The following is a 24,168-nucleotide window of genomic DNA, read 5'->3' as shown; positions in this document are numbered from 1 at the left end:
TTCAGTGGACTTCTGTATTCATGGGGTCCATAATCGGACTCATGAATGCATTGCTCGATCCGGTCTCTTCGTCGGCCATGCCGCCGGTGGGGCCGGCGCAGATGGCCGCTGCGGGCCTGCGCGCCTTCGTGCGCATCGCCGACGCCTGGAAACTCAGCGTGGACGAGCAGATCCGCCTGCTGGGCGAGCCGCCGCGCTCCACCTTCTTCGCCTGGCGCAAGCATCCGGAGAAGGCCAACCTGTCGCGCGACACGCTGGAGCGCCTATCAAATCTGCTGGGCATCTGGAAGAGCCTGCAGATCCTGCTGCCCGATGCCGCGGCGGCCGACGCCTGGGTGCGGCAGCCCAACAGCGCCGCGCCCTTCGGTGGCCGCAGCGCGCTGCAGCACATGCTCGGCGGCAACGTCAGTGACCTGAACCTGGTGCGCTGCTACCTGGACGGCGTGCGCGGCGGCGGCTGGTCTTGACGGTGGCCGCTCCGCCGAAGCGCCGCGTGCACTGGCAGCCGGCCTGCCGCATCGTGCCCACGCGCCACCCCTCGGTCTACCTGTTCGACCGCGTGGCCGACGCCGCCGACTTCGACGCGCTTTACGCACTGGAAGCGCTGACCAACGAGCGTGTGCGCGACGAGGTGGGCGACATCGCCCGCGTGCCCGAAGCCGACCGCGTCTACGGCCCCGGCAGCGGGCCCATCATGGCCGCCTTCACGCACGTGAACCCGCTGGGCAGCCGGTTTTCCAGCGGCGACGTTGGCGTCTTCTACGCCGCCCATCACCGCGAGACGGCGATCGCGGAGACCGCGTTCCACCATGCCCGCTTCCTGGCGGCCACCCGCGAGCGGCCCATGCACCTGCCGATGCGGCTGTACCGGGTGGACGTGGACGCCAGCCTGCATGACCTGCGCGCCGGCTTCGACGCCGAGCACGACCCCGCCGACTACGGCGCCGCACGCGCCCTCGGTGCCCGGCTGCGTGCCGGCGGGTCGGCCGGTGTGGTCTACCGCAGCGTGCGCCACGCCGGCGGTGAATGCGTCGGTTTGTTCCGCCCGCGCGGCGCCGCGCGCTGCGTACATGCCGCCGTCCTGCTCTACGCCTGGGACGGGCAGCGCTTCAGCGACGTCTACGAGAAGGTGTCGTGACGAGCCCGCTCGCCATCCGAGGCCAGCGTTTCGACCGGCTCGACGCGCTGCGCGGCCTGGCCATCGTCTGGATGGCGGCCTACCACTTCGCCTTCGACCTCAACCACTACGGCTTCTTCCAGCCACCGTACCGCTTCTTCCACGACCCGCTGTGGACCGTGCAGCGCACGATGATCCTGTCGGGCTTCCTGCTGTGCGCCGGCGCAGCGCTGGCGGTGGCGCTGGACGCTGGCCAGAGCTGGCCACGCTTCTGGCGGCGCTGGGCGCAGGTGGCGGGCTGTGCGCTGCTGGTCAGCATCGGCTCGTCGTTCATGTTCCCGAAGAGCTGGATCTTCTTCGGCGTGCTGCATGGCATTGCGCTGATGCTGATCCTGGCCCGGCTGCTGGCGCCGCTGCGCGGCGGGCTGTGGCCGCTGGCGGCGGCCTGCATCATGCTGCCGGCGCTGTGGCGCCACCCGGTGTTCGACGTGCCGTGGCTGGCCTGGATCGGCCTGGTCACGCGCAAGCCGATCACCGAGGACTGGGTACCGGTGCTGCCCTGGTTCGGCGTGATGTTGGCGGGCCTGGCGGGCGCGCAGTGGCTGCTGGCGCATCGGCGGGCGGCCTTTGCTGGCCCGGTGCCGGGCGTGCTGCAGCCGCTGGCGGTCCTGGGGCGCTGGAGCCTGAGCTTCTACATGCTGCATCAGCCCATCTTGATCGGGTTGATCCTGGCGTACCTGAAAATCACCGGATGAAACCCGGCATCCTTTACGGCTTCCACGCCGTCACCGTGCGGCTGAAGACCGCGCCCGAGTCCGTGCTCGAGGTGCACGTGGACGCCACCCGCCGCGACGCCCGCATGCGCGGCTTCGTGGAGCGCGCCCAGGCCGCTGGCGCGAAGATCGTCGACAGCGACGATGCCCGGCTGGCCAAGCTGTGCGGCGGCCGTGGCCACCAGGGCGTGGTGGCGCGCGTGCAGGCACTGGCGCCGAAGCATTCGCTGGACGACGTGCTGGACGAGGCAGATGGCCCGCCGCTGGTGCTGGTGCTCGACGGCGTGACCGACCCGCACAACCTGGGCGCTTGCCTGCGCGTGGCCGATGGTGCCGGCGCCCACGCGGTGGTGGCGCCGCGAGACCACGCCGTGGGCCTGAACGCCACCGTGGCCAAGGTGGCCAGCGGCGCGGCCGAGACCGTGCCCTACCTGATGGTGACCAACCTGGCGCGCACGCTGGGCGACCTGAAGGAACGCGATATCCGTGTCATCGGCACCAGCGACGACGCCGAGCAGACCCTGTACGACCTGGACCTCACCGGCCCGGTCGCCCTGGTGCTCGGCGCCGAGGGCCCCGGCATGCGCCAGCTCACGCGCAAGACCTGCGACCAGCTGGTGCGCATCCCGATGAACGGGGCGGTGGAGAGCCTCAATGTCTCGGTGGCCGCGGCCGTGTGCCTGTACGAAGCCCTGCGGCAGCGGCAGCATGGACGGGCTTGAAACGGTCCGCCGCCGGCTCGAGACGGCCCAAGGCGTCTGCGTGCTCACCGGTGCCGGCATGTCCGCGGAGAGCGGCATCCCGACCTTCCGCGACGCGATGACCGGCCTGTGGTCGCGCTTCGACCCGGCCGAGCTGGCCAGCGAGGACGGCTTCCGCGCCGACCCGGGCCGCGTGTGGGACTGGTACGCCGAACGCCGCGACGGTGTTCGCCGGGCCGAACCCAACGCCGGTCACCACGCCCTGGCCGCCTTTGCGGCCCGCAGGCCGGGCGTGCTGACCCTTGTCACGCAGAACGTCGACGACCTGCACCAGCGCGCGGGCAACGTCGACACCATCCGCCTGCACGGCGACATCCTGCGCGACCGCTGGCTGGAACCCTGCCGCTGCCGCCCGGCGCTGCCGCCCGACGCCGCCACGCCGGGCCGGCCGCCACGCTGCCCGGGCTGTGGCGTGATGGCCCGCCCCGGCGTGGTCTGGTTCGGCGAGTTCCTGCCCGAGGGCGCGCTGGTCGCGGCGCAACAGGCGGCTTCGGCCTGCGACGTGATGCTGGTGGTCGGCACCTCGGGCGCCGTCTGGCCCGCCGCCGGCCTGGCCGGGCGTGCGAAGACGCGCGGCGCCTTCGTCGCCATCGTCAACCCGCACGACAGCGAGATCGACGCCGAAGCCGACGTCGTGCTGCGCGGCACCGCCGCCACCGTGCTGCCGGCGTTGCTGTCCTGACGTCGCCCGCGACCCCCGCCGCGCCCGCGCCACCCTAAACTGTCGCCCACCATGCCCGTCATCGCCGTCAACCACCCCCTCGTCCGCCACAAGGTCGGCCTGCTGCGCGAGCAGGACATCTCGACCAAGAAGTTCCGCGAGCTCACGGGCGAACTGGCGCGACTGCTGGCCTACGAGGCCACCGCCGACTTCCCGCTCGAGAAGACCACGGTGCAGTGCTGGAGCGGCCCGACCGAGATCGACCAGATCGCCGGCCGCAAGGTGACGGTGGTGCCCATCCTGCGCGCCGGCCTGGGCATGCTCGACGGCGTGCTCGACATGATCCCCAACGCCAAGGTCAGTGTGGTGGGCCTGTCGCGCAACCACGAGACGCTGCAGCCGGAGCACTATTTCGAGCGCTTCGTCGGCCACCTGGACGAGCGCACGGCGCTGATCGTCGACCCCATGCTGGCCACCGCCGGCTCCATGATCGCCACCATCGACCTGCTCAAGCGCAAGGGCTGCAAGGACATCCGGGCCCTGGTGCTGGTGGCCGCACCCGAAGGCATCCGCGCGCTGGACGCTGCCCACCCGGACGTGCGCTGCTGGACGGCGTCCATCGACAGCCACCTCAACGAGGTGGGCTACATCATCCCCGGCCTCGGCGACGCCGGCGACAAGATCTTCGGCACCAAATGAAGCGCCTCACCCTGCTGGCCACCTTGGCCGCCATCATCGCCGTCACGCTCGCCGGCTGCACCCAGGAGCGGCAGAACCAGCTCCGCCGCGAGATCCAGAACTGGACGGGCAACGACGGCGTGCTCGAGATCTACGCAGGGTCGCAACTGGTGCGCCGCTTCCTGAAGGTGGACAAGCTGTCCACGGCCCTGGGCACCGACGACGGCGCGCCGCGCGAGTACCGTTTCGGCTACGGCGTGCTGGACGAGAACCTGAACGGGCAGGTGGACCCGGGCGAGAAGCGGATCTATTTCGAGATCGGCGGCTTCTCGACCTACGTGTTCTTCGACAACCCGCGCTGACCGGGCGCGCGGCGGGCAAAGGCCCGTGCGGCAACGCCGGCGCCCAGCAGCGCCAGCCCCATGAGCGCATAGGCGCCGGGATCGGGCACGCCGCCGGCAGGCAAGGCCGCCATCGGCACGGTCGCAGACGAAGCCGACGGCACCGTGGTGTCGGGCGCTCCCAGGGGTTGCGCTGGCACCAGCCAGGTGGCCGGCGGCGCCAGGCTGCTCAGCGACCACTGCATCGCCAGTTCGTCGCGCTCGGCGGCCAGCGTGTCGCCCTGGACGGGTGCGGCCCATGCTCCCGCTGAGGCGACCAGCAGTGCTGCCGGCAGCGACCAGGTACGAACGGCGGTCCAGAACGACATGCGTCAGAGCCTAGCTGCGATGCAGCGTCGCGTCATCCCCCAGGGGCGGGCGTGTCCGGCACGTCGTGCGCTATGCACGCCCAGGCGGCCATGTCAGCGGTGGACCTTCAAGGCATCGGGGTTCACCAGACCGGTCGGCCGGCCCTCGATGAAATTGACGACGTTGTCGAAAGCGGCGCCGAAGTACAGCTCGTAGCTGTCCTGCTCCACGTAGCCGATGTGGGGGGTGCAGACTGCGTTCTCCAGCCGCAGCAGCGGGTGGCCCTGCAGGATGGGCTCGCTTTCGAACACGTCCACCGCCGCCATGCCCGGTCGGCCCCGGTTGAGCGCCGAGACGAGGGCGTTCTCCGTCAGCAGTTCGGCCCGCGAGGTGTTGACGAACAGCGCCGTCGGCTTCATGCGCGAGAGATCCTCCAGCGTCACCAGCCCGCGCGTGGTCTCCGTCAGGCGCAGGTGCAGGCTGAGCACGTCGCTGGTGGCAAAGAAGGTCTCACAGTCCGCGGCCGCCTGGTGGCCATCGGCCACCGCCCGCTGGCGCGAGCTCTCGCTGCCCCAGACCTGCACCGTCATGCCGAACGCACGCCCGTAGCCGGCCACCATCTGCCCGATCTTGCCGTAGCCCCAGAGGCCCAGCGTGCGCCCACGCAGCACCGTGCCCAGGCCGAAGTTCGGCGGCATCGACGCCGCCTTCAGGCCCGCCTGCTGCCAGGCGCCGTGCTTCAGGTTGCCGATGTACTGCGGCAGCCGCCGCATCGCCGCCATGATCAGCGCCCAGGTCAGCTCCGCCGGTGCCACCGGCGAGCCTACGCCTTCGGCCACCGCGATGCCCTGGCGGGTGCAGGCATCGACGTCGATGTGGCCGCCCACCCGGCCGGTCTGCGAGATCAGCTTGAGCCGGGGCAGCTTCTCCAGCAGCTGGCGCGGAAAGTGGGTGCGCTCGCGGATCAGCACCAGCACGTCGGCGTCGCGCAGGCGCACCGACAGCTGGCCGATGCCCTTGACGGTGTTGGTGAAGACCTTGGCGTTGTAGGGCTCCAGGCGCGCCGCGCAGGCCAGTTTGCGCACGGCGTCCTGATAGTCGTCGAGGATGATGATGTTCATCGCCGCACGATTGTGCCGCGCCACCGCGGTGGCGGTGGCGCGGCGGCCCGACGCGGCCGTTACCAGTCGTGCAGCGTCAGCGCGCCGGTGCCATCGAGGTAGAGCACGCCGCTGCCGAGCACCAGCGCGCGCTCGGCGTGCACGCCTTCGTTCACGCGTCCGGAGGTCAACGCGATCAGCAAGGGCGCGGCCAGCGTGTCGGCCGCCGGGGCAAGGGCGGAGATGGCGTCGCCTGCGGCGACGGTCTCGTCGGGACGGACCCGCTGGTGATGCCGGCCGAACCCGGCACGTAGGACGCGCAGGTCGACGGTGACCGGCTGGCGCTCAGAATGAGATGAAGCCGCTGAGCGGTGCGCTGTCGGGAAACTGCGAGTCCAGCGTCCGGCGCAGCATGCGCCGGCGTTCCGTGCGACCGGCGTCGGCCCCGGACAGGCAGGCGAACACGTGGCCGCGCAGCAGCAGCAGGTCTTCCGGCTCCTCGGCCTTGCGCACCTGGGTCTGCAGCCAGCGCCCCCGCTCGTCGTCCAGGGCGGCCACGGCGTGCATGAAATCCTGCTTCAGTTCGACGAAGGCGCGCCGCGCGGCCAGCCGCGCCAGCCGGTCGTGCGGCAGGCCGGCACCTGGCAGGCCGCGGCCGTGCATGCCGGCGTGCACGAAGTGGCGGGGAGCGGTGGCGGGGTTCACAGCGGCATGAACCCGGAGCGCGGTGCCCGGGTCGGGAAGTGGCGGTTCAGGTTGGCCAGCCGGTGTTCGGCTTCGGCCTGGCTGTGGTGCACGGCCACCAGCCGGTAGACCTCGGCCCGCAGGTGCCAGAGTTCGCGCAGCGAGTGCGAGCGCATCACGCGCTGGCGCAGCGCGGCCGTCTCGTCGGTGCCCATGTCGGCCAGTGCGGTCAGGAAGTCCTCACGGATGCCGGGCAGGCGGCTCACCGGCGGCGCAGCGTTGGCCGGGGCCGGTGCGGCCAGCCAGAACCACAGGCGCAGCCAGACGGATTCCGGCGCCTGCCGCAGCGACGGCGGCTGCACCTCGTGACGCAGACTGCTCGGCCCGTCGGCGGGGCGCGTCGTCTGGGTCCAACGGCGAAGTAACAAGGCGTGCGGGCTCATGGGGATGACTTCGGCCGGGAAAGTGCCGGCTTGAGTCATTCTTGACGCCCTGGCCGGGCGGCAAAGCCCGGAAATGCGCCCCGTGGCGCCGTCAGATCGCGGCCGGTCGGCTCGTCAGGAGCGGCCGGCGGGCGGTGTGGCCAGCACGCTGGCCAGCACCTGGATCTGGCGGCGCGCGTCGCTGCCCACCCGCGCGGCGATGCTGTCGTCACCGTCGGACGGCAGGCCAGCCTCGGTCAGGCGAGCGCGGAGCTGCGACTCCGGGATGCCCTGGCTCTGGGCGACCTGGACCAGCACCGGCATCGGCACCTGGGCCAGCACGCGCGCCGGTGCGACGAAGGGCGGCTCGCTGCTGCCCAGGCCGACCAGACTGGCCGGGACGAAGCTCAGGGCCAGCACCAGGGCGCCGGCGCCGATAAGCAGGCGACCCCGGCGCTGCTTCACGTGCCGCCGGAAGGCGGGCCAGTTGCTGGCCAGGTGCAGACCCACGGCTGCCACGAGAACCCAGCTGAGCCACTCGTGGGCGAGCTTGTTGAGGCCGGTGTCGAGGTGGAAGAACATGAGCACGCCGGTCACGGTCAGCAGCAGGAAGCTGCCGACCGTCAGCGGGGTGGCCCAGTCGCGGGAGATGCGGGTGATCATGCTGTCTGCTCCGGGTTTTCCCGAAGTATTGGCCGCACCTGTGAATCGCGATGAAGCGCAGGTGTCGCCGCAGTAAAGCGGCTTGCGCCAGATCAGCCGGCCGCCACCCGGGCCGGTGGGCCCAGCGCCCGCAGCAGGTCGCGCACGTACTGCGCGCGGTCCGGCGCGCTGTCGATGGCGCGTTCGATGCGCAGCTTGTCGTTGCCAGCCAGCTTGACGGCGCGGTTCTTCTGCACCAGTTCGATGATCTTCAGCGCGTCGATCGGCGGGTTGGGGCGGAAGACCAACTGCATCAGCCTGGGCCCGGCGTCGATCTTCAGCACGCCGTAGGGCCTGGCCAGCACGCGCAGGCGATGGGTGTCGAACAGCACCTGGCCCTGCGGCGGCAGCTTGCCGAAGCGGTCGGTGATCTCCTCGAGCAGGGCGTCGATCTGCTCGGGCTTGTCGGCCGAGGCCAGGCGCTTGTAGAGGTTCAGGCGCACGTGCACGTCGCCACAGTAGGCGTCGGTCAGCAGCGCGGGGGCGTGCAGGTTGATCTCGGTGGTGGCGTTCAGTGGGTTCAGCAGGTCCGGTTCCTTGCCGGCCTTCAGGCTGCGCACCGCCTCGGACAGCATGTCGTTGTAGAGCTGGAAGCCCACCTCCATCATGTTCCCGCTCTGGTTCTCGCCCAGCACCTCGCCGGCGCCGCGGATCTCCAGGTCGTGCATGGCCAGGTAGAAGCCGCTGCCCAGTTCCTCCATGTCCTGGATGGCCTGCAGGCGCTGCGCCGCCTGCTTGGTCAGGCCTTCCACGTCCGGCACCAGCAGGTAGGCGTAGGCCTGGTGGTGGCTGCGGCCGACGCGACCGCGCAGCTGGTGCAGCTGGGCGAGGCCGAACTTGTCGGCCCGGCTCATCACGATGGTGTTGGCCGTGGGCACGTCGATGCCGGTCTCGATGATGGTGGAGCACAGCAGCAGATTGAAGCGCTGGGCGACGAAGTCGCGCATCACGCTCTCCAGCTGGCGCTCCGGCATCTGGCCGTGGGCGATCGCGATGCGCGCCTCGGGCACCAGCTCGGCCAGCTTCTGCGCCCGGTGCTCGATGGTCTCGACCTCGTTGTGCAGGAAATAGACCTGGCCGCCGCGCTTGAGCTCGCGCAGCACGGCTTCGCGGATGGTGCCGCCGGTCTCGGTGCGCACGAAGGTCTTGATCGCCAGCCGGCGTTGCGGCGCGGTGGCGATGACGCTCAGGTCGCGCAGACCCTCCAGCGCCATGCCCAGCGTGCGCGGGATGGGCGTGGCGGTGAGCGTCAGCACGTCCACCTCGGCGCGCATGGCCTTGATCGCCTCCTTGTGGCGCACCCCGAAGCGGTGCTCCTCGTCGATGACCAGCAGGCCCAGGCGCTTGAACTTCACGTCCGGGCTCAGCAGCTTGTGCGTGCCGACGACGATGTCGATGCTGCCGTCGGCGAGGCCCTCCATCGCTGCCTTGACCTCCTTCGGGCTGCGAAAGCGCGAGAGCTCGGCCACCTTCACCGGCCAGGGCGAGAAGCGGTCGACGATGGTCTGGTAGTGCTGCTCGGCCAGCAGCGTGGTGGGCGCCAGCAGTGCCACCTGCTTGCCGCCGTGCACCGCCACGAAGGCGGCGCGCAACGCCACTTCCGTCTTGCCGAAGCCGACGTCGCCGCACACCAGACGGTCCATCGGCTTGGGGCTGACCATGTCCTGGATCACGGCATGGATGGCGGCACGCTGGTCGGCCGTCTCCTCGAAGCCGAAGCTGGTGGCGAAGGCCTCGTAGTCGTGCGGCGTGAAGCGGTGGGCGAAGCCCTCGCGCGCGGCGCGGCGCGCGTAGAGGTTGAGCAGCTCGGCGGCCGTGTCGCGCACCTGCTCGGCAGCCTTGCGGCGCGCCTTGTCCCACTGGCCGCTGCCCAGCTTGTGCAGCGGCGCCTCGTCGGCGCTGACGCCGGTGTAGCGGCCGATCAGGTGCAGCTGGCTCACCGGCACGTAAAGCGTGGCCTTGTCGGCGTACTCCAGGTGCAGGAACTCGCTGTCGCCCTCGCCGAGGTCGATGTGCACCAGCCCCTGGTAGCGGCCGATGCCGTGGTTCAGGTGCACCACCGGGTCGCCGACCTTGAGCTCGGAGAGGTCCTTGATCAGCGCGTCGACGCTGCTGACCTGCTCCTGCTTGCGCCGGCGCCGCGATTGCGGCGAACTGGCGAAGAGTTCGGTCTCGGTGATCAGTTGCACCGACAGGCCCGCTTCGGCCCCGTCCTTCTCCAGCCAGTGGAAGCCAGCGGACAGCGGGGCGGCCGTGATGGCCACCTTCTCGCCGCTGCCCAGGAACTCGGCCAGGGTGCCGGCCGACGGCACGGCAATCCTGTGGTCGCGCAGCAGGTCCAGGATGCTCTCGCGCCGACCTTCGCTTTCGGCCACCAGGAGCACGCGGTGCGGTGTGCTGCCCAGATGCCGTTCCAGCGACACCAGCGGTTCGGTGGCGGCGCGGTCCACCGCCACGTCGGGCAGCGGGCGTGCCCAGTCCACCGGTTCCTTGCCCCGAAGCGCCAGCGTGGCGTGCGACTGGGTCAGGCCGAAGAATTCGTCGGCCTTCAGGAAGATGGCTTCCGGCGGCAGGATGGGCCGCTCCGGGTCGTGCTGCAGGAAGCGGTGGCGTTCCCGGGTGTCGGTCCAGAAGCGCTCCAGCGCGGCGTCGACCTCGCCGTGCAGCACCAGGGCTGTGTCGGTGCCGAAGTAGTCGAACACCGTGGCCGTCTGCTCGAAGAACAGCGGCAGGTAGTACTCGATGCCGCCGCCGGCGATGCCCTGGGCCATGTCCTTGTACAGGCGGGCGCGGGTCGGGTCGCCGTCGATCTTCTCGCGCCAGCGGGCACGGAAGGCGGTGCGCGCCGACTCGTCCATCGGGAATTCGCGGCCCGGCAGCAGGCGCACCTCGGGCACCGGGTACAGGCTGCGCTGGCTGTCGGGGTCGAAGGTGCGGATGGAGTCCACCTCGTCGCCGAACAGGTCCACGCGATAGGGCACCGGCGAGCCCATCGGGAACAGGTCGATCAGGCCGCCGCGCACCGCGTACTCGCCGGGCGACACCACCTGGCTGACGTGCTGGTAACCGGCCAGCACCAGCTGCGCCTTCAGCTTCGCCTCGTCGAGCCGGCTCTTCTGCTTGAAGTGGAAGGTGGTGGCGGCCAGGAAACTGGTGGGCGCCAGGCGCGCGAGCGCGGTGGAGGCTGGCAGCAGCACCACGTCCACCTCGCCTTGCAGGACCGCCCACAGCGTGGCCAGGCGCTCGGAGATCAGGTCCTGGTGCGGGCTGAAGCTGTCGTAGGGCAGGGTCTCCCAGTCGGGAAACACGGCGATGCGCAGGCCGGCCTCGAAGAACGGCATCTCGTCGGCCAGGCGCTGGGCATCCGCCGGCTCGGCGGTGACGATGGCGAAGACGCGCTTCGCGTCGGCGTGCTGGCGGGCGAGGCGGGCAAACAGCAGCGCGTCGGCGCTGCCGGTGGGGCGCGGGAGCGTGAAGCGCTTGCCCGGCGCGATGGTGGGGAGCTGCATGGAGTGCCGGATTCTAGAATTCGCGGCATGAAGTGCTACGCGCTGATCCCCTGCGCCGGCGTCGGGCAGCGGGCCGGCGCGGCGGGCCCCAAGCAGTATGCCCCGGTGGCGGGGCGGCCGCTGGTGTTGCACACGGTCGAGGCACTGGCTGCGGTGCCACGCTTGATTGGCACCCTTGTCGTCCTGGCGCCCGACGACGAGACCTTCGACCGCCTGGTGCCAGCCCGGCCTGGGCTGTGGTCGGCCCGCTGCGGCGGCGCCACCCGCGCCGCCACGGTGCGCGCCGGGCTGGATGCGCTGCGGGCGCAAGGCGCCGGCGACGACGACTGGGTGCTGGTCCACGACGCGGCACGCTGCCTGCTGACAGCCGCAGCCGTGGACCGCCTGATCGACGCCTGCATCGACGACCCGGTGGGTGGCCTGCTGGCGCTGCCGCTGACCGACACGCTCAAGCAGGCAATGCCCGATGCCGCCGACCGTGCCGCCGCGACCGTCGACCGCCACGGCAAGTGGGCCGCCCAGACGCCACAGATGTTCCACCTGGCCCAGCTGGCGCGGGCGCTGGATGCCGCCGGCGACGCCGTCACCGACGAGGCCAGTGCCATCGAGGCGCTGGGCCTGCAGCCGCGGCTGGTGCCGGGCGATCCCGACAACCTCAAGGTCACCTGGCCCGCCGACTTCGCGCGCGCCGAACAGCTGATGGAGCGGCGCATGCATCCCACGACAGCCCTGCCCGCCCTGCGCATCGGCGAAGGCTGGGACACGCATGCATTGGTCGTAGGCCGGCCGCTGGTGCTGGGCGGCGTCACGATCCCGCACAGCCATGGTCTGCTGGGCCACTCCGATGCCGATGCCTTGCTGCACGCCATCACCGACGCGTTGCTGGGCGCCGCCGGGTTGGGCGACATCGGCCGGCACTTTCCCGACACCGATCCCGCCTTCGCGGGCGCCGATTCGGCCGTGCTGCTGCAGGAGGCCGCGCGGCGCGTGCGGGCCGCCGGCTGGTTACCGGTCAACGTGGACAGCACCATCGTTGCCCAGGCGCCAAAGATGGCGCCGCACATTGCTGCGATGCGCGAGCGCATCGCAGCGTTGCTGGGCCTGGCCGAGGCGGCCGTCAACGTGAAGGCCAAGACCGCCGAGAAGATGGGACCGGTGGGCGAGGGCCGGTCGATCGAGACGCGGGCCGTGTGCCTGCTTGTACGCGCATCGGGTGCGACGTCGAGTTGATCGGTCACGGCAGGCAAGAGACGCGCGCCCGCGGGACCCGCAATGGCCTTCGGCCATGTCGGCCACCCCGGCACCGTCCGGTGCCGGGGCGCCCACCCGTCGACCCCGTAGGCGCCGAGGTCTGATCAGGCCACCTGCACGGCGATGCGACGCGGCTGGGCGTGTGCCGCCTTCGGGATACGCACGCGCAGCACACCGTGCGACATCTCCGCCGAGACCTTCTCGGCGTCGAGTTCCTTGCTCAGCGTGAAGGCGCGGCGGTAGCGCGACAGGCCCACCTCCACGTGCGTGGCGTCCATGCCCTGCGGCACGGGCAGCACGGTCTCGGCCTCGATGCTGAGCTGGTCGCCTTCCACGCGCAGCTGCAGGCGGTCCTTCGGCACGCCGGGCAGGTCGGCATACAGCGTGATGCCGGTGCTGTCCTCGATCACGTCCACCGGCGGCAGCAGCGCCGGCTCCGTGCGGGCGGGCGTGGTGTCGGTCTTGGCTTGCTGGGTCAGTTCGGTCATGGTGTGCTCCTGGCTCACTGGACGTCGATGCGGCGCGGCTGCTGCGATGCGCGGCGCTGCACGCTCACGTGCAGCACGCCATCGCGGTAGTCGGCATTGACGGCGTTCGGGTCGATGTCGTCGGGCAGGCTCACGACGCGGCGGAACCGGCCTGCAAAGCGCTCGTTGAGGTGCAGCGTGGTCTTGCTGTCGCCGGCTGCGGGCACGCTGGCGGCACGCTCGCCGGACACCGTGAGCACGCCGCGGTCGAGGTTGACCTCGATGCTGGCCGGGTCCAGGCCGGGGGCGAAGGCGTACAGCTCGACGGACCCCGGCGTGCTGCCCACGTTCAGCGCCGGGTAGCCGCCACGGCCCAGGCCGCGGATCGACGGCGAGGGTTCGAAGACACCCGTCAGGTCGCGCTGTAGGCGGTCCAGCTCGGCGAACAGGTCGCGAGGGAACAGGGATCGGTACATGGTGGTCCTCCAAACGATGTGATCACCGGGACACCCCTATGGGCGGCCCCGATGTCCTGAAGATGCGCTGCGGTCTCGGGATTTCAAGGGGTCTTGCGCCAGATCGTCTCCCGCGCACCTGCGCCTTGAAATGGCGTGATGTGGTGGCAGATACTCGAACAGGGCCCCATCAGGGGCGAGAGGATCTGGACTGCGCGTGGACTACAAGGACTACTACGCGACGCTGGGTGTGCCGCGCGACGCGACGGCCGACGACATCAAGCGTGCCTTCCGGAAGCTGGCACGCGAGTACCACCCGGACGTCAGCAAGGCGCCGGACGCTGCGGCGCGCATGAGCGAGATCAACGAGGCCAACGCCGTGCTGTCCGACCCCGAGCGGCGCGCGGCGTACGACGCCCTCGGCCAGGGCCGGCGGCCGGGCGAATCGTTCACGCCGCCGCCGGACTGGGACGCAGGCTTCGAGTTCAGCGGCACGCCCTTCGACGGCGCCGGCACCGGCGATTTCAGCGACTTCTTCACCGAACTGTTCGGGCGATCGCGCGGCGGGCACGGGTGGCACGCCGCCCGTGGCGCCGGCAAGGCGATGGCCGGCGAGGACCACCACGCCAAGATCCTGCTGGACCTCGAGGATGCCTTGCGCGGCGCCACGCGCCAGATCAGCCTGCGCTCACCGCAACTCGGCGCCGATGGCCGCGTGCGCCTGGTCGAGCGCACGCTGGACGTGCGCATCCCGGCCGGTGTGCGGCCCGGGCAGATGATCCGTCTGGCCGGGCAGGGCGGGCCCGGGCACGCAGGTGCGCCGGCGGGCGACCTCTACCTGCAGGTGACGCTGCGGCCCCACGCGGACTGGCACGTGGACGGCGCGAATCTGGTAGGCACGGTGGCCGTGGCGCCCTGGGAGGCGGCACTCGGCGCCGTCGTGCCGGTGACGCTCCCGCACGGGCAGACGCTGAAGGTGCGTGTGCCGCCCGACGCCCAGCCCGGGCGCGTGCTGCGCGTGCCCGGGCGTGGGCTGCCCGGCCGTCAGCCAGGGGATCTGGAACTGGCGGTGCGTGTCGTGCTGCCCAGCGCCTGGGATCCGCGGGCCAGGCGCCTGTACGAGGAGATGGCCGCCACACTCACCGACTTCGACGCCCGCAAGGTGGCAGCGGCCGAAGCCGATCGGCAGGGCACCGCCACGCGCGAGGAGGACGCGCCATGACGCACGACACGATGCCGGCGCCGGTCGTCGAAGACCTCTGGCAGGACCTCGACAGCTTCTGCCGCGCCGCCGGTGTGCAGGCGGACTGGTTGCGCCAGCGCGCTGCGGCGGGCCTGCTGCCCTCGGGCGGCGCCGGGGGTAGGTTCGACGTGCACACACTGCACCACGTGCGCTGCATGTGGCGGATCGAGCGTGACTTCGGCGCCGCGCCGGAACTGTCGGCCCTGGTGGCCGACCTGGAGGCCGAGGTCGCCCGCCTGCGCAGCCTGCTGAACCGCATCGCATGATCCGCGACCCCAAGCTGCGCTGGAACGTCGGCTACTGGCTGCTGGCGATGCTGGCGCTGCTCGTGCTGCAGAGCCTGTGGCAGGCACGTACCGTGGAGCCCGTGCCCTACAGCGCCTTCGAGCAGGCGCTGGCCGACGGCCGCGTGGCCGAGGTGGTGATCGGCGAGACCACGGTCAGTGGTCGCCTGAAGACGCCGGAGGCCGGCGGCGCGACCACCATCGTGGCCAACCGTGTCGACCCGGCGCTGGCCGAGCGGCTGGCCAAGTACAGCGTGCCCTACACGCAGGTGGTCACGTCCACCTGGCTGCGCGACCTGCTGTCGTGGGTGCTGCCCGCGGCGGTGTTCTTCGGCCTGTGGTACTTCGTGATCCGCCGCATGGCCGACCGGGCCGGCGGCCTGGGCGGCTTCATGACCGTGGGCAAGAGCCGGGCCAAGGTCTATGTCGAGACCGACACCGGCGTGACCTTCGCCGACGTCGCCGGGGTCGACGAGGCGAAGGCCGAACTGCAGGAGATCGTGGCCTTCCTGAAGGACCCGGCGGGTCACGGCCGCCTGGGCGCGCGCATGCCCAAGGGCGTGCTGCTGGTCGGCCCACCGGGCACCGGCAAGACGCTGCTGGCCAAGGCCGTGGCTGGCGAGGCCGGCGTGCCGTTCTTCAGCATCAGCGGCAGCGAGTTCGTCGAGATGTTCGTCGGTGTCGGCGCCGCGCGCGTGCGTGACCTGTTCGAGCAGGCGCGGGCCAAGGCGCCGGCGATCATCTTCATCGACGAGCTGGACGCGCTGGGCCGCGCGCGGGGTGCGTCGGGCCTCGTCGGTGGGCACGACGAGCGGGAACAGACCCTCAACCAGCTGCTGGCGGAACTGGATGGATTCGACACCGCCGGCGGCCTGGTGCTGCTGGCGGCCACGAACCGGCCGGAGATCCTGGACCCGGCCCTGCTGCGCGCCGGGCGCTTCGACCGCCAGGTGCTGGTGGACCGGCCCGACCGCGCCGGGCGCCTGCAGATCCTGCAGGTGCACGTGCGCAAGCTGAGGCTGGCGCCCGACACGGCGCTGGACCAGGTGGCGGCGTTGACCACCGGCTTTTCCGGCGCCGACCTGGCCAACCTGTGCAACGAGGCGGCGCTGGCCGCCACGCGGCGCGGCGGGCAGGACGTGACGCTGGCGGATTTCACACTGGCCATCGAGCGCCTGGTGGCCGGGCTGGAGAAGCGCAGCCGCGTGCTGGCGCCGCGCGAGCGCGAGATCGTCGCGGTGCACGAGATGGGCCATGCCCTGCTCGGGCTGGCGCTGAGTGGCGACACGGTGCACAAGGTGTCGATCATCCCGCGCGGCATCGGTGCCCTGGGCTACACCATCCAGCGGCCCACCGAGGACCGCTTTCTGCAGACGCGCGAGGACCTCGAGCGCCGCATCACGGTGCTGATGGGCGGGCGGGCGGCGGAATCGGTGGTCTTTGGCCACCTGTCCACCGGCGCCGCCGACGACCTGGCCAAGGCCACCGACATCGCGCGCGACATGGTCATGCGCCACGGCATGGACCCGGCGCTCGGTCATGTCAGCTACGAAGCGCCGGCGCCACGTTTCCTGGACGTGCCGATGGCCGAGCCGCTGCGCCACGCGCCGCAGACGCAGGCGCGCATCGACGAGGCGGTGCGCGAGATCGTGGATGCGGCGTTCGCGCGGGCATGCGACTGGCTGCAGGGCCACCGTGCCACGCTGGACCGCGGTGCCCAGGCCCTGCTGGCGCACGAGACCTTGGACGAAGCCGCGCTGCGCGCCTTGGCAGCGCAGCCGGCGCCCTGAACGCGCGCCCCGCGGGGGGCGCTCAAGGCGCGCGCCGCAGCCGCAGGTGCACCACGAAGCCGCCCTCGGCGGCGTTGGCCACCTCCAGCTGCCCGCCCATGCGCTGCAGCGACTTCTCCACGATGGCCAGGCCCAGGCCGGCCCCGGTGGCCGCCGTGCGCGCCGCATCGCCGCGGAAGAAGGGCGTGGTCAACTGCGGCAGCTTGTTCGGCGCCACGCCGGGGCCGCGGTCGCGCACCGACACCACCACCCAGGGCCCGGTGCGCGCATAGGCCACGCTGACCAGCGCGATGCCGGTGTCGCTGCTGCGGCCGTAGCGGCGCGCGTTCTCGAACAGGTTGGCGAAGACGCGTGAGAGCTCCGTCTCGTCGGCCAGCACGCGCAGGTCGATGGCCAGGCGCGACTTGATGCGGATCTGCATCGGGTCGCGGAACGCTGCCGCCTCGCGGTCCACCAGCTGGGCCAGCAGCACCGGCTGCAGCTGCGTGTCGCCCGGGCGGGCGTAGTCCATGAACTTGTCGATGATGGCGTCGAGCTGGTCGATGTCCATCACCATGTTGGCCTTGGCCTCCTCGTCGGCCACGCTCATCTCGGTTTCCAGCCGCAGCCGGGCCAGCGGCGTGCGCAGGTCGTGGCTGATGCCGGCCAGCATCACGGCGCGGTCTTCCTCCACCTTGGCCAGCTCGCGCGCCATGCGGTTGAAGCCCATGTTGACCTCGCGGATCTCGCTGGTCAGCGTGTTCTCGTCGAGGCGCGAATCGAGGTCACCCTCGCGGATGCGGCTGGCGGCGAAGGACAGCTGCTTGAGCGGCCGGTTGATCAGCCGCGCGATGCCCACCGAGCCCAGCGCCGTGGCCAGCAGGGCGATGCCGATCCAGACGAACCAGGTGTCGCCCGACATCGGGCTGACCTGCTCGTCGTCGGCGCGCAGCCAGTAGGCGTCGTTCTCGATCGTGAAGCCCACCCACAGACCGGGGTCGCCGTTGACCGCGCGTGCGATCACCGTGCCCGGGCCGAGGCGTGAACGGAGCTCCTGGCCGACGCGCTGCGAGAAGCGGTCGACCTCGAACGGTTCGTGCGTGTCCGACGGTTCCTGCGGTGCCACGTGCACCGCGTCGTCGCCCATGGACTTCAGCAGCGCCACGCGCTGGATGTTGTCCGCCTGCTCCAGCGCATGGCGCGACAGGTTCACCAGGCCGGCGATCTGCTGTGCCGTCTGCAGCGCCCGCGGCTCGAACTCCAGCGCCCGCAGTGTCTGCACCCAGGCGACGATGCCGCCGGTGAGCAGGATCGCCAGGTAGAAGAAGGTGCGCCAGAACAGGCTCAGCGCGAGCGGCTGGCGCGGCATCTCAGCGCGTGGTGGCCGTCAGTTGGTGCCGTCCGGCACGAACACGTAGCCCACCCCCCAGACGGTCTGGATGTAGCGCGGCTGCGCCGGGTCGGGCTCGATCATCTTGCGCAGGCGCGACACCTGCACGTCCAGGCTGCGGTCGAAGGGCTCGAACTCGCGGCCACGCGCCAGCTGGGCCAGCTTGTCGCGGCTCAGCGGCTGGCGTGGATGGCGCACCAGGGCCTTGAGCATGCTGAACTCGCCGGTGGTCAACGCGATCTGCTCGCCGTCCTTCGTGAGCCGGCGCAGCGAGAGGTCGAATTCGAACGGGCCGAAGGTGACCACCTGGGCTTCCTTCGACGGCGCACCGGGCGCTTCCGGCGGCGGCCGGCGGCGCAGCACGGCATGGATGCGCGCCAGCAGCTCACGCGGGTTGAAGGGCTTGGGCAGGTAGTCGTCGGCACCGACCTCCAGGCCCACGATGCGGTCCACGTCCTCGACCTTGGCGGTGAGCATGATGATGGGCGTGGGGTCGTTGGCCGCGCGAAGTCGGCGGCAGATCGACAGGCCGTCCTCGCCCGGCAGCATCAGGTCCAGCACGATCAGGTCCACCGTGTCGCGCGTCAGCACGCGGTTCAGCGCCTTGGCGTCCTCGGCCAGCAGGACGTCGAAGCCTTCCTGCGACAGGTAGCGGCGCAGCAGGTCGCGGATGCGCGCGTCGTCGTCGACGACCACGATGCGGTCGGGGCGGCTGTGGGGCTGCGTGCTCATGGGGCGATCCTGAAAATGTAACAGCGGCATTGTGCGGGGGGCGGGACCCAGGTTTCGCAGTGGCCTGACCCTCTGTTACAAATCTTGCGACCCTCGGCAGCACAGCCATCCGGTCAACCAAGCCGGCCTGGCAAACGCTGTGGTTGCACACCCACCAAGGAGCCTCATGCACGCCTCTGTCGTTTCCCGCAAGCCCTGGCACCGCCACGCCGCCCCTCTGGTGCTGGCCGGCGTGGTGTCGGCCCTGCCGCTGCACGCGCAGACCTTGCCGCCACCCGAGAACGTGGTGAACCTGAACGCCAGTGCCACCGTGGAGGTGGCCAGCGACTGGCTGACCGTGGTCTTCTCCACCACCCGGGAGGGCCCGGAGGCGGGTGCCGTGCAGACCCAACTGAAGCAGGCGCTGGATGCCGCGCTGGCGGAGGCGCGCCGCATCGCGAAGCCCGGGGACGTGGAGGTGCGCACCGGCGGCTTCTCGATCCGCCCGCGCTACAGCCCCAAGGGCGGCACCAACGGCTGGACGGGCAGCACGGAACTCGTGGTCGAGGGCCGCGACATGGCCGCCATCGGTGCGCTGACCGGGCGCATCCAGACCCTGAGCATCGCCCGCGTGCAGCAGTCGCTGTCGCGCGAGGCGGCCGAGCGGGTGGAGGCCGATGTCACCGCCCAGGCCGTGGCCAGCTTCCGCGCCAAGGCCGACCAGAGCGCGAAGCTCTTCGGCTTCTCGGGCTGGCTGCTGCGCGAGGTGAACATCAACGGCGAGATGCCGCGCTTTCGCGCGCCCGCGGTGGCGATGCGCGCCGCGACGTCGGCGATGGCCGACGAGGCCTTGCCGGTGGAGGCCGGCAAGACCAACGTCACGGCCAGCGTCAACGGCAGCGTGCAGCTGACGCGCTGAGGACGGCTGGCCGCGAGGGACCTGCTGACAACCGGCAGGGCTGGCGTGGTGCCTTACTGCGCCACCCAGCCGCCGTCCATGTTCCAGGCCACGCCGCGCACCTGGTCGGCGGCAGGCGAGCACAGGAACACCGCCAGCCCGCCCAGCTGATCCGGCGTGACGAACTGCAGCGACGGCTGCTTGTCGGCCAGCAGCCGCACCTTGGCCTCGTCGTTGGAGATGCCGTCCTTCTCGGCGCGCGCGTCCACCTGTTTCTGCACTAGCGGCGTCAGCACCCAGCCGGGGCAGATGGCATTGACGGTGACACCGGTGGTCGCCGTCTCCAGCGCCGCGGCCTTGGTCAGGCCCACGATGCCATGCTTGGCCGCCACGTAGGCGCTCTTGCCGGCCGAGGCCACCAGCCCGTGCGCCGAGGCGATGTTGAGCACGCGGCCCCAGCCACGCTGCTTCATGCCCGGCAGCGCGTGGTGCATGGTGTGGAAGGCCGAGCTGAGGTTGATGGCGATGATGGCGTCCCAGCGTTCGGCCGGGAAGTCCTCGACGTTGGCCACGTGCTGGATGCCGGCGTTGTTGACCAGGATGTCCACGGCGCCGAACTCGGCCTCGCAGGCCTGGACCAGGGCAGCGATCTCGGCCGGCTTGCTCATGTCGGCGCCGTGGTAACCAACCTTCGGCGCACCGGCCGCGGCCACCTCGGCCTTCGGGCCTTCGGCATCGCCGAAGCCATTGAGCATGACATTGGCACCCTGCGCGGCGAGGGCCTTGGCAATGCCCAGGCCGATGCCGCTGGTGGAGCCGGTGACGAGGGCGGTCTTTCCTTTGAGCATGGGGATCTCCGAAACGTGCTGGCATCATGATACGGAGAGGACCCGACATGACCCTGACCGCCGACACCACCGAAGACTCCGCGGCCGAACCGCGCCTGAAGACCGTGCAATGCCTGGATGCCAATGGCCTGCATCGCATGGCGTACTGGGAATGGGGCGACCCGTCGAACCCGAACGTGGTCGTCTGCGTGCACGGCCTGTCGCGCCAGGGGCGCGATTTCGACACCCTGGCGCGCGACCTGCAGGGCGATTTCCGGGTGATCTGTCCCGATGTCGTCGGCCGCGGCCGCAGCGACTGGCTGGCCGACCCCATGGGGTACGCCGTGCCCACCTACGTGGCCGACATGGTGACGCTGCTGGCGCGGCTGGACGCGCAGCAGGTCGACTGGGTGGGCACCTCGATGGGCGGCCTGATCGGCATGACGCTGGCCAGCCTGGCTGGTGCGCCGATCCGCCGCCTGGTCCTCAACGACGTCGGCCCGACCATCCAGTGGGCGGCGATCGAGCGCATCGGCACCTACCTGGGGGCGCCGGTGCGCTGGCAGAGCCTGGACGACGCCGCCGACGCCATGTGGGCCGTCTCGCAGGGTTTCGGGCCCCACACGCGCGAGCAGTGGCTGGCGCTCAGCCGGCCACAACTGGTGCCGCTGGCGCCAGGCGAGGGCGGTGGATTCAAGCCCCACTACGACCCGGCCATCGCCGTGCCGTTCCGCGCCCTGACGCTGGAGATGGCCACCGCGGGCGAGGCCATGCTGTGGCAGGCCTGGGAACGCATCGCGGCCGAGGTGCTGCTGCTGCGCGGCGCCGATTCCGACCTATTGTCGGCCGAGACGGCGCAGCGCATGACGCAGCGGGGCCCGCGCACGCGGTTGGTGAGCTTCGACGGCGTCGGCCATGCCCCGACCCTCGTCGCACCTGACCAGCGCGGCGCGGTGGTGGACTTCCTGCGCAGCCCATGAAGAGCGACACACCGTCGGCGGCGGCACCGGCGGATGCCGCGCCGATCGTCGCGCTGTCGGCGGCCGACATGGTGGTGTCCACCCCCGGGGAGGACGGGGCCGGCGCCCTGGCGCGCGCGCGTGCCTTTGCCGAGCCGCTGCTGGCCGGCCGCGCTCTCGACAGCGGCGAGGACGCCTGGAACCACGCTCAGGGCGTGGCCGACGTGCTGACCGCCATCGGCGCGCCACCGGGCGTGCAGGCGGCCGCCTACCTCGTCTATGCGGGCGACTGGCTGACCCAGCCCGAGGAGGTTGTGGGCAAGGCCTTCGGCGCCTCGTATGCGGCCCTGGTGGCAGGGACGCGCAAGCTGGTGCAGCTGCAGCGCGCCGCGCGCGAGGCGCAACTCCCCGAGGCCCAGCAGCAGCAGCAGATCGAGCGGGTGCGCAAGATGCTGCTCGCGTTCTCGCGTGATCTGCGCGTGGTGCTGCTGCGGCTGGCGTCGCGCCTGCAGACGCTGCGCTGGCATGCCGCGACTCGACAGCCCTGCCAGCCCGAGCTCGCGCGCGAGGCGCTGCAGGTGTTTGCGCCGCTGGCCAACCGTCTGGGCATCTGGCAGATCAAATGGGAGATGGAGGATCTGGCCTTCCGTTTCCTGCAGCCCGAGGACTACCACCGCCTGGCCCGCCAGCTCGACGAGAAGCGCACCCAACGGGAGGCGGCGGTCGAATCGGCCCGCGCGGCGCTGGCCGACCTGCTGGTGCGGTCTGGCGTGCAGGCCGAGGTCGTCGGGCGCCCCAAGCACCTGTACAGCATCTGGAAGAAGATGCAGGGCAAGCACCTGCAGCTGTCGCAGGTGTTCGACCTCAGCGCGCTGCGCGTGGTCGTCGACGACGTGCCGGCCTGCTACACGGCGCTGGCGCGCGTGCACGAACGCTGGCGTCCGCTGCCCGACGAGTTCGACGACTACATCGCGCGCCCCAAGCCCAACGGCTACCAGTCGCTGCACACGGTGGTGCGCCTGGATGACGACCGCGTGGTCGAGGTGCAGATCCGGACCCGCCAGATGCACGAGCACGCCGAGTACGGCGTGGCGGCGCACTGGGCCTACAAGGAGGCCGGGACACGCGGCTACGCCGGCGTGACGGCCGCCGGGGTGGACGAGGAACGCATCGCCGAGGCGCGCAAGGCCGTGCTGCGGCAGCTGCTGGCCTGGGAGCGCGACCTGTCCGAACCCGGGGCCACGGGCACCGCCGCGGCCGAGGGCCGCATCTACGTCTTCACGCCGCAGGCGGCGATCATCGAACTGCCCGAGGGCGGGACGCCGGTGGACTTTGCCTACCACCTGCACTCGGACCTCGGGCACCGCTGCCGCGGCGCCCGGGTGGACGGCGCGCTGGTGCCGCTGAACAAGCCGCTGACCAGCGGGCAGACGGTGGACCTCGTCGTCGCCAAGGACGGCGCGCCGTCGCGCGACTGGCTCAACCCCGAGCTGGGCTACCTCAAGAGCGCGCGCTCGCGCGCCAAGGTGCGGGCCTGGTTCAACGCCGAGCAGCTGGGTCAGACCATTGCGCGAGGCCGAGAATTGGTGGAGAAGCTGCTGCAGCGGGAAGGGCGCACGGCCGTGAAGCTCGACGCGCTGGCCGACCAGCTGGGCTTCAAGGGTGCGGACGCGCTGTTCGAGGTGGTCGGCAAGGACGAGTTCTCGCTCCGCCACATCGAGCAGTTGCTGCGGCCGGCCGAACCCGTGCACGACGACGACGCCGCGGTGCCGCTGAAGCGTTCGCGCAGCACGGCGGGCGGCGTGCTGGTGGTGGGCGTCGATTCGCTGATGACGTCGCTGGCACGCTGCTGCAGGCCGGTGCCGCCGGATCCGATCGCGGGCTTCGTCACGCGCGGCAAGGGCGTGGCCATCCACCGGCGGGACTGCAGCAACTTCCGGCACATGGCCGCGGCCACGCCGGGGCGGGTCATCGACGTGGCCTGGGAGGCGCAGGACGCGGCGCGGCCCGCGGGCCGTGAGGCCCTGTACCCGCTGGACGTCGTCGTCGAGGCGGCCGACCGGCCGGGCCTGCTGCGCGACATCACCGAGGTCTTCGCCAAGGAGCGCCTGAACGTCACCGGTGTGCAGAGCCAGTCCAGCCGCGATGCCCAGGGCCGCGTGGCGCGCATGTGTTTCACCGTGGAGGTGAGCGACGGCGGCCTGCTGCAGGGCGCGCTGAACGCCTTGCGCCAGCTGCCGGGCATTCGTCACGCCCGTCGGCGCTGACGCTGTGGCAGAACACGCCGGAAGTTGATGTATAGTCTCGGGTTCCCAGGCGCGTAGCTCAGCTGGTTAGAGCACCACCTTGACATGGTGGGGGTCGTTGGTTCGAGTCCAATCGCGCCTACCAGGATTGGTAGAAGGATCAAGCACCCGACGGCAACGCGCGGGTGCTTTTTTTTGGCTCGGCGTTCAGTCGTGGGTCTCCGATGTGCCGGCACGATGAGCCGGCAGAAAAGCAGAAGCGGCCCGAAGGCCGCTTGCTTGCAATGAATCTGGCGGGGGAGCGACGGCCGCATCTTCTTGGGAAATGTGCATGGATACTAGGTTTCCGGTCGATCTGGCCTGCCCGGTTCCCCACTGCGTTCCCCAGAACCCGCGGCGCCGCCTGTGAACTGCATTGTCCGGGAGGCTCACCGGGTGAGACAAGCGGGCCGCACCATGGCGCCATGCACTTCCGACCCATGGGGAACCCGCGACCCTGCTGGCACTGCACATCGTTCGGCGGCCTCGTCTACCAGGCCACGGCGGCTAGGTGCCTGCACGGCGGCACGCTG

Annotated in this window: 26 protein-coding genes and 1 tRNA gene; 15 read left to right on the top strand and 12 right to left on the bottom strand. The window is 71.0% G+C overall.

Features of this window, described 5'->3' with window-relative positions:
• Positions 1 to 41 precede the first annotated feature (41 nt).
• The 7 genes from ENE75_RS22250 to ENE75_RS22220 are packed head-to-tail and all read left to right on the top strand — an operon-like array spanning position 42 to position 4,352.
• Complete coding sequence (locus ENE75_RS22250; protein ID WP_233259218.1) at positions 42 to 467, top strand: antitoxin Xre-like helix-turn-helix domain-containing protein; 426 nt, start codon at positions 42 to 44, stop codon at positions 465 to 467.
• The gene (locus ENE75_RS22245; protein ID WP_375138504.1) at positions 464 to 1,138 is read left to right on the top strand and encodes an RES family NAD+ phosphorylase; all 675 of its coding nucleotides are present in this window, start codon (positions 464 to 466) and stop codon (positions 1,136 to 1,138) included. Before ENE75_RS22250 ends, ENE75_RS22245 begins: the two co-directional genes overlap by 4 nt.
• Positions 1,135 to 1,872, top strand: coding sequence for a heparan-alpha-glucosaminide N-acetyltransferase (locus ENE75_RS22240; protein WP_259371724.1), 738 nt, complete (start codon positions 1,135 to 1,137; stop codon positions 1,870 to 1,872). Before ENE75_RS22245 ends, ENE75_RS22240 begins: the two co-directional genes overlap by 4 nt.
• Complete coding sequence (gene rlmB / locus ENE75_RS22235; RefSeq protein ID WP_128200825.1) at positions 1,869 to 2,612, top strand: 23S rRNA (guanosine(2251)-2'-O)-methyltransferase RlmB; 744 nt, start codon at positions 1,869 to 1,871, stop codon at positions 2,610 to 2,612. Before ENE75_RS22240 ends, rlmB begins: the two co-directional genes overlap by 4 nt.
• Positions 2,599 to 3,333, top strand: a complete 735-nt coding sequence (locus ENE75_RS22230) for an SIR2 family NAD-dependent protein deacylase (protein WP_128200824.1) — start codon at positions 2,599 to 2,601, stop codon at positions 3,331 to 3,333. Before rlmB ends, ENE75_RS22230 begins: the two co-directional genes overlap by 14 nt.
• Before the next feature lie 51 nt (positions 3,334 to 3,384).
• Positions 3,385 to 4,011, top strand: a complete 627-nt coding sequence (upp, locus tag ENE75_RS22225) for a uracil phosphoribosyltransferase (protein WP_128200821.1) — start codon at positions 3,385 to 3,387, stop codon at positions 4,009 to 4,011.
• A complete protein-coding gene (locus tag ENE75_RS22220) occupies positions 4,008 to 4,352 on the top strand; it encodes a hypothetical protein (RefSeq protein ID WP_128200820.1) in 345 nt (114 codons plus the stop codon). The genes upp and ENE75_RS22220 overlap by 4 nt, the downstream gene beginning before the upstream one ends.
• Here ENE75_RS22220 and ENE75_RS22215 read toward each other — a convergent pair.
• From ENE75_RS22215 to mfd, 7 genes are all read right to left on the bottom strand, one after another.
• Positions 4,325 to 4,699, bottom strand: coding sequence for a hypothetical protein (locus ENE75_RS22215; protein WP_128200818.1), 375 nt, complete (start codon positions 4,697 to 4,699; stop codon positions 4,325 to 4,327). The genes ENE75_RS22220 and ENE75_RS22215 overlap by 28 nt on opposite strands.
• Positions 4,700 to 4,792: 93 nt before the next feature.
• Positions 4,793 to 5,800 (bottom strand): D-2-hydroxyacid dehydrogenase family protein, encoded by a 1,008-nt coding sequence (locus ENE75_RS22210; protein ID WP_128200816.1) that lies wholly within the window; start codon positions 5,798 to 5,800, stop codon positions 4,793 to 4,795.
• A 59-nt stretch (positions 5,801 to 5,859) separates the two neighbouring features.
• A complete protein-coding gene (locus tag ENE75_RS25660) occupies positions 5,860 to 5,982 on the bottom strand; it encodes a hypothetical protein (protein WP_259371723.1) in 123 nt (40 codons plus the stop codon).
• Positions 5,983 to 6,124: 142 nt separating this feature from the next.
• Entirely contained in the window at positions 6,125 to 6,484 is a 360-nt protein-coding gene (locus ENE75_RS22205; protein ID WP_128200814.1) for a hypothetical protein, read from the bottom strand.
• Positions 6,481 to 6,906, bottom strand: a complete 426-nt coding sequence (locus ENE75_RS22200) for a hypothetical protein (RefSeq protein ID WP_233259216.1) — start codon at positions 6,904 to 6,906, stop codon at positions 6,481 to 6,483. Before ENE75_RS22200 ends, ENE75_RS22205 begins: the two co-directional genes overlap by 4 nt.
• A 114-nt stretch (positions 6,907 to 7,020) precedes the next feature.
• Positions 7,021 to 7,548: a DUF4405 domain-containing protein gene (locus ENE75_RS22195; RefSeq protein WP_128200812.1), complete on the bottom strand. Its 528-nt coding sequence runs from the start codon at positions 7,546 to 7,548 to the stop codon at positions 7,021 to 7,023.
• 92 nt (positions 7,549 to 7,640) lie between these two features.
• Positions 7,641 to 11,096: a transcription-repair coupling factor gene (gene mfd, locus ENE75_RS22190; RefSeq protein WP_128200810.1), complete on the bottom strand. Its 3,456-nt coding sequence runs from the start codon at positions 11,094 to 11,096 to the stop codon at positions 7,641 to 7,643.
• A gap of 27 nt (positions 11,097 to 11,123) precedes the next feature.
• On the opposite strand from mfd, the gene ispD reads away from it, so the two are divergent.
• Positions 11,124 to 12,326 carry a 2-C-methyl-D-erythritol 4-phosphate cytidylyltransferase gene (gene ispD, locus ENE75_RS25765; protein WP_128200808.1) on the top strand — a complete coding sequence of 401 codons (1,203 nt, stop codon included), beginning with the start codon at positions 11,124 to 11,126 and terminating at the stop codon, positions 12,324 to 12,326.
• 125 nt (positions 12,327 to 12,451) lie between these two features.
• Here ispD and ENE75_RS22180 read toward each other — a convergent pair whose 3' ends face one another.
• Entirely contained in the window at positions 12,452 to 12,835 is a 384-nt protein-coding gene (locus ENE75_RS22180) for an Hsp20/alpha crystallin family protein (RefSeq protein ID WP_128200806.1), read from the bottom strand.
• A 14-nt stretch (positions 12,836 to 12,849) separates the two neighbouring features.
• A complete protein-coding gene (locus ENE75_RS22175; RefSeq protein WP_128200805.1) occupies positions 12,850 to 13,290 on the bottom strand; it encodes an Hsp20/alpha crystallin family protein in 441 nt (146 codons plus the stop codon).
• Between the two features lie 196 nt (positions 13,291 to 13,486).
• Here ENE75_RS22175 and ENE75_RS22170 point away from each other — a divergent pair, with 196 nt between their 5' ends.
• Genes ENE75_RS22170 through ftsH form a run of 3 tightly spaced genes read left to right on the top strand, consistent with a single transcriptional unit; the run spans position 13,487 to position 16,586 of the window.
• Positions 13,487 to 14,491 carry a DnaJ C-terminal domain-containing protein gene (locus ENE75_RS22170; protein WP_128200803.1) on the top strand — a complete coding sequence of 335 codons (1,005 nt, stop codon included), beginning with the start codon at positions 13,487 to 13,489 and terminating at the stop codon, positions 14,489 to 14,491.
• Positions 14,488 to 14,778, top strand: a complete 291-nt coding sequence (locus ENE75_RS22165) for a MerR family transcriptional regulator (RefSeq protein WP_128200801.1) — start codon at positions 14,488 to 14,490, stop codon at positions 14,776 to 14,778. Before ENE75_RS22170 ends, ENE75_RS22165 begins: the two co-directional genes overlap by 4 nt.
• Positions 14,775 to 16,586 (top strand): ATP-dependent zinc metalloprotease FtsH, encoded by a 1,812-nt coding sequence (gene ftsH, locus ENE75_RS22160; RefSeq protein ID WP_128200799.1) that lies wholly within the window; start codon positions 14,775 to 14,777, stop codon positions 16,584 to 16,586. The genes ENE75_RS22165 and ftsH overlap by 4 nt, the downstream gene beginning before the upstream one ends.
• 22 nt (positions 16,587 to 16,608) lie before the next feature.
• On the opposite strand, the gene ENE75_RS22155 is transcribed toward ftsH, so the two are convergent.
• The gene (locus tag ENE75_RS22155) at positions 16,609 to 17,934 is read right to left on the bottom strand and encodes a sensor histidine kinase family protein (protein WP_128200798.1); all 1,326 of its coding nucleotides are present in this window, start codon (positions 17,932 to 17,934) and stop codon (positions 16,609 to 16,611) included.
• Between the two features lie 18 nt (positions 17,935 to 17,952).
• Positions 17,953 to 18,687 carry an osmolarity response regulator transcription factor OmpR gene (ompR, locus tag ENE75_RS22150; RefSeq protein ID WP_128200796.1) on the bottom strand — a complete coding sequence of 245 codons (735 nt, stop codon included), beginning with the start codon at positions 18,685 to 18,687 and terminating at the stop codon, positions 17,953 to 17,955.
• 166 nt (positions 18,688 to 18,853) lie between these two features.
• Between ompR and ENE75_RS22145 the strand changes: the two genes are divergently transcribed.
• A complete protein-coding gene (locus ENE75_RS22145; protein ID WP_128200794.1) occupies positions 18,854 to 19,585 on the top strand; it encodes an SIMPL domain-containing protein in 732 nt (243 codons plus the stop codon).
• 53 nt (positions 19,586 to 19,638) lie between these two features.
• Here the strand turns inward: ENE75_RS22145 and ENE75_RS22140 are convergent, their stop codons facing one another.
• Positions 19,639 to 20,412 (bottom strand): 3-hydroxybutyrate dehydrogenase, encoded by a 774-nt coding sequence (locus ENE75_RS22140; protein WP_128200792.1) that lies wholly within the window; start codon positions 20,410 to 20,412, stop codon positions 19,639 to 19,641.
• 47 nt (positions 20,413 to 20,459) lie between these two features.
• Here ENE75_RS22140 and ENE75_RS22135 point away from each other — a divergent pair, with 47 nt between their 5' ends.
• The 3 genes from ENE75_RS22135 (at position 20,460) to ENE75_RS22125 (ending at position 23,741) form a co-directional block, all read left to right on the top strand.
• Complete coding sequence (locus ENE75_RS22135; protein WP_128200790.1) at positions 20,460 to 21,371, top strand: alpha/beta fold hydrolase; 912 nt, start codon at positions 20,460 to 20,462, stop codon at positions 21,369 to 21,371.
• Positions 21,368 to 23,617: a RelA/SpoT family protein gene (locus ENE75_RS22130; RefSeq protein WP_128200788.1), complete on the top strand. Its 2,250-nt coding sequence runs from the start codon at positions 21,368 to 21,370 to the stop codon at positions 23,615 to 23,617. Before ENE75_RS22135 ends, ENE75_RS22130 begins: the two co-directional genes overlap by 4 nt.
• 47 nt (positions 23,618 to 23,664) lie before the next feature.
• Positions 23,665 to 23,741 (top strand) — tRNA-Val (locus ENE75_RS22125).
• Positions 23,742 to 24,168 lie beyond the last annotated feature (427 nt).

The sequence above is a fragment of the Rubrivivax albus genome (genome assembly GCF_004016515.1).
In the GTDB taxonomy this organism is placed as follows: domain Bacteria; phylum Pseudomonadota; class Gammaproteobacteria; order Burkholderiales; family Burkholderiaceae_C; genus Rubrivivax; species Rubrivivax albus.
The sequence above is the reverse complement of the archived record's forward strand: the minus strand, read 5'-3'. Positions and strand labels throughout refer to the sequence as shown.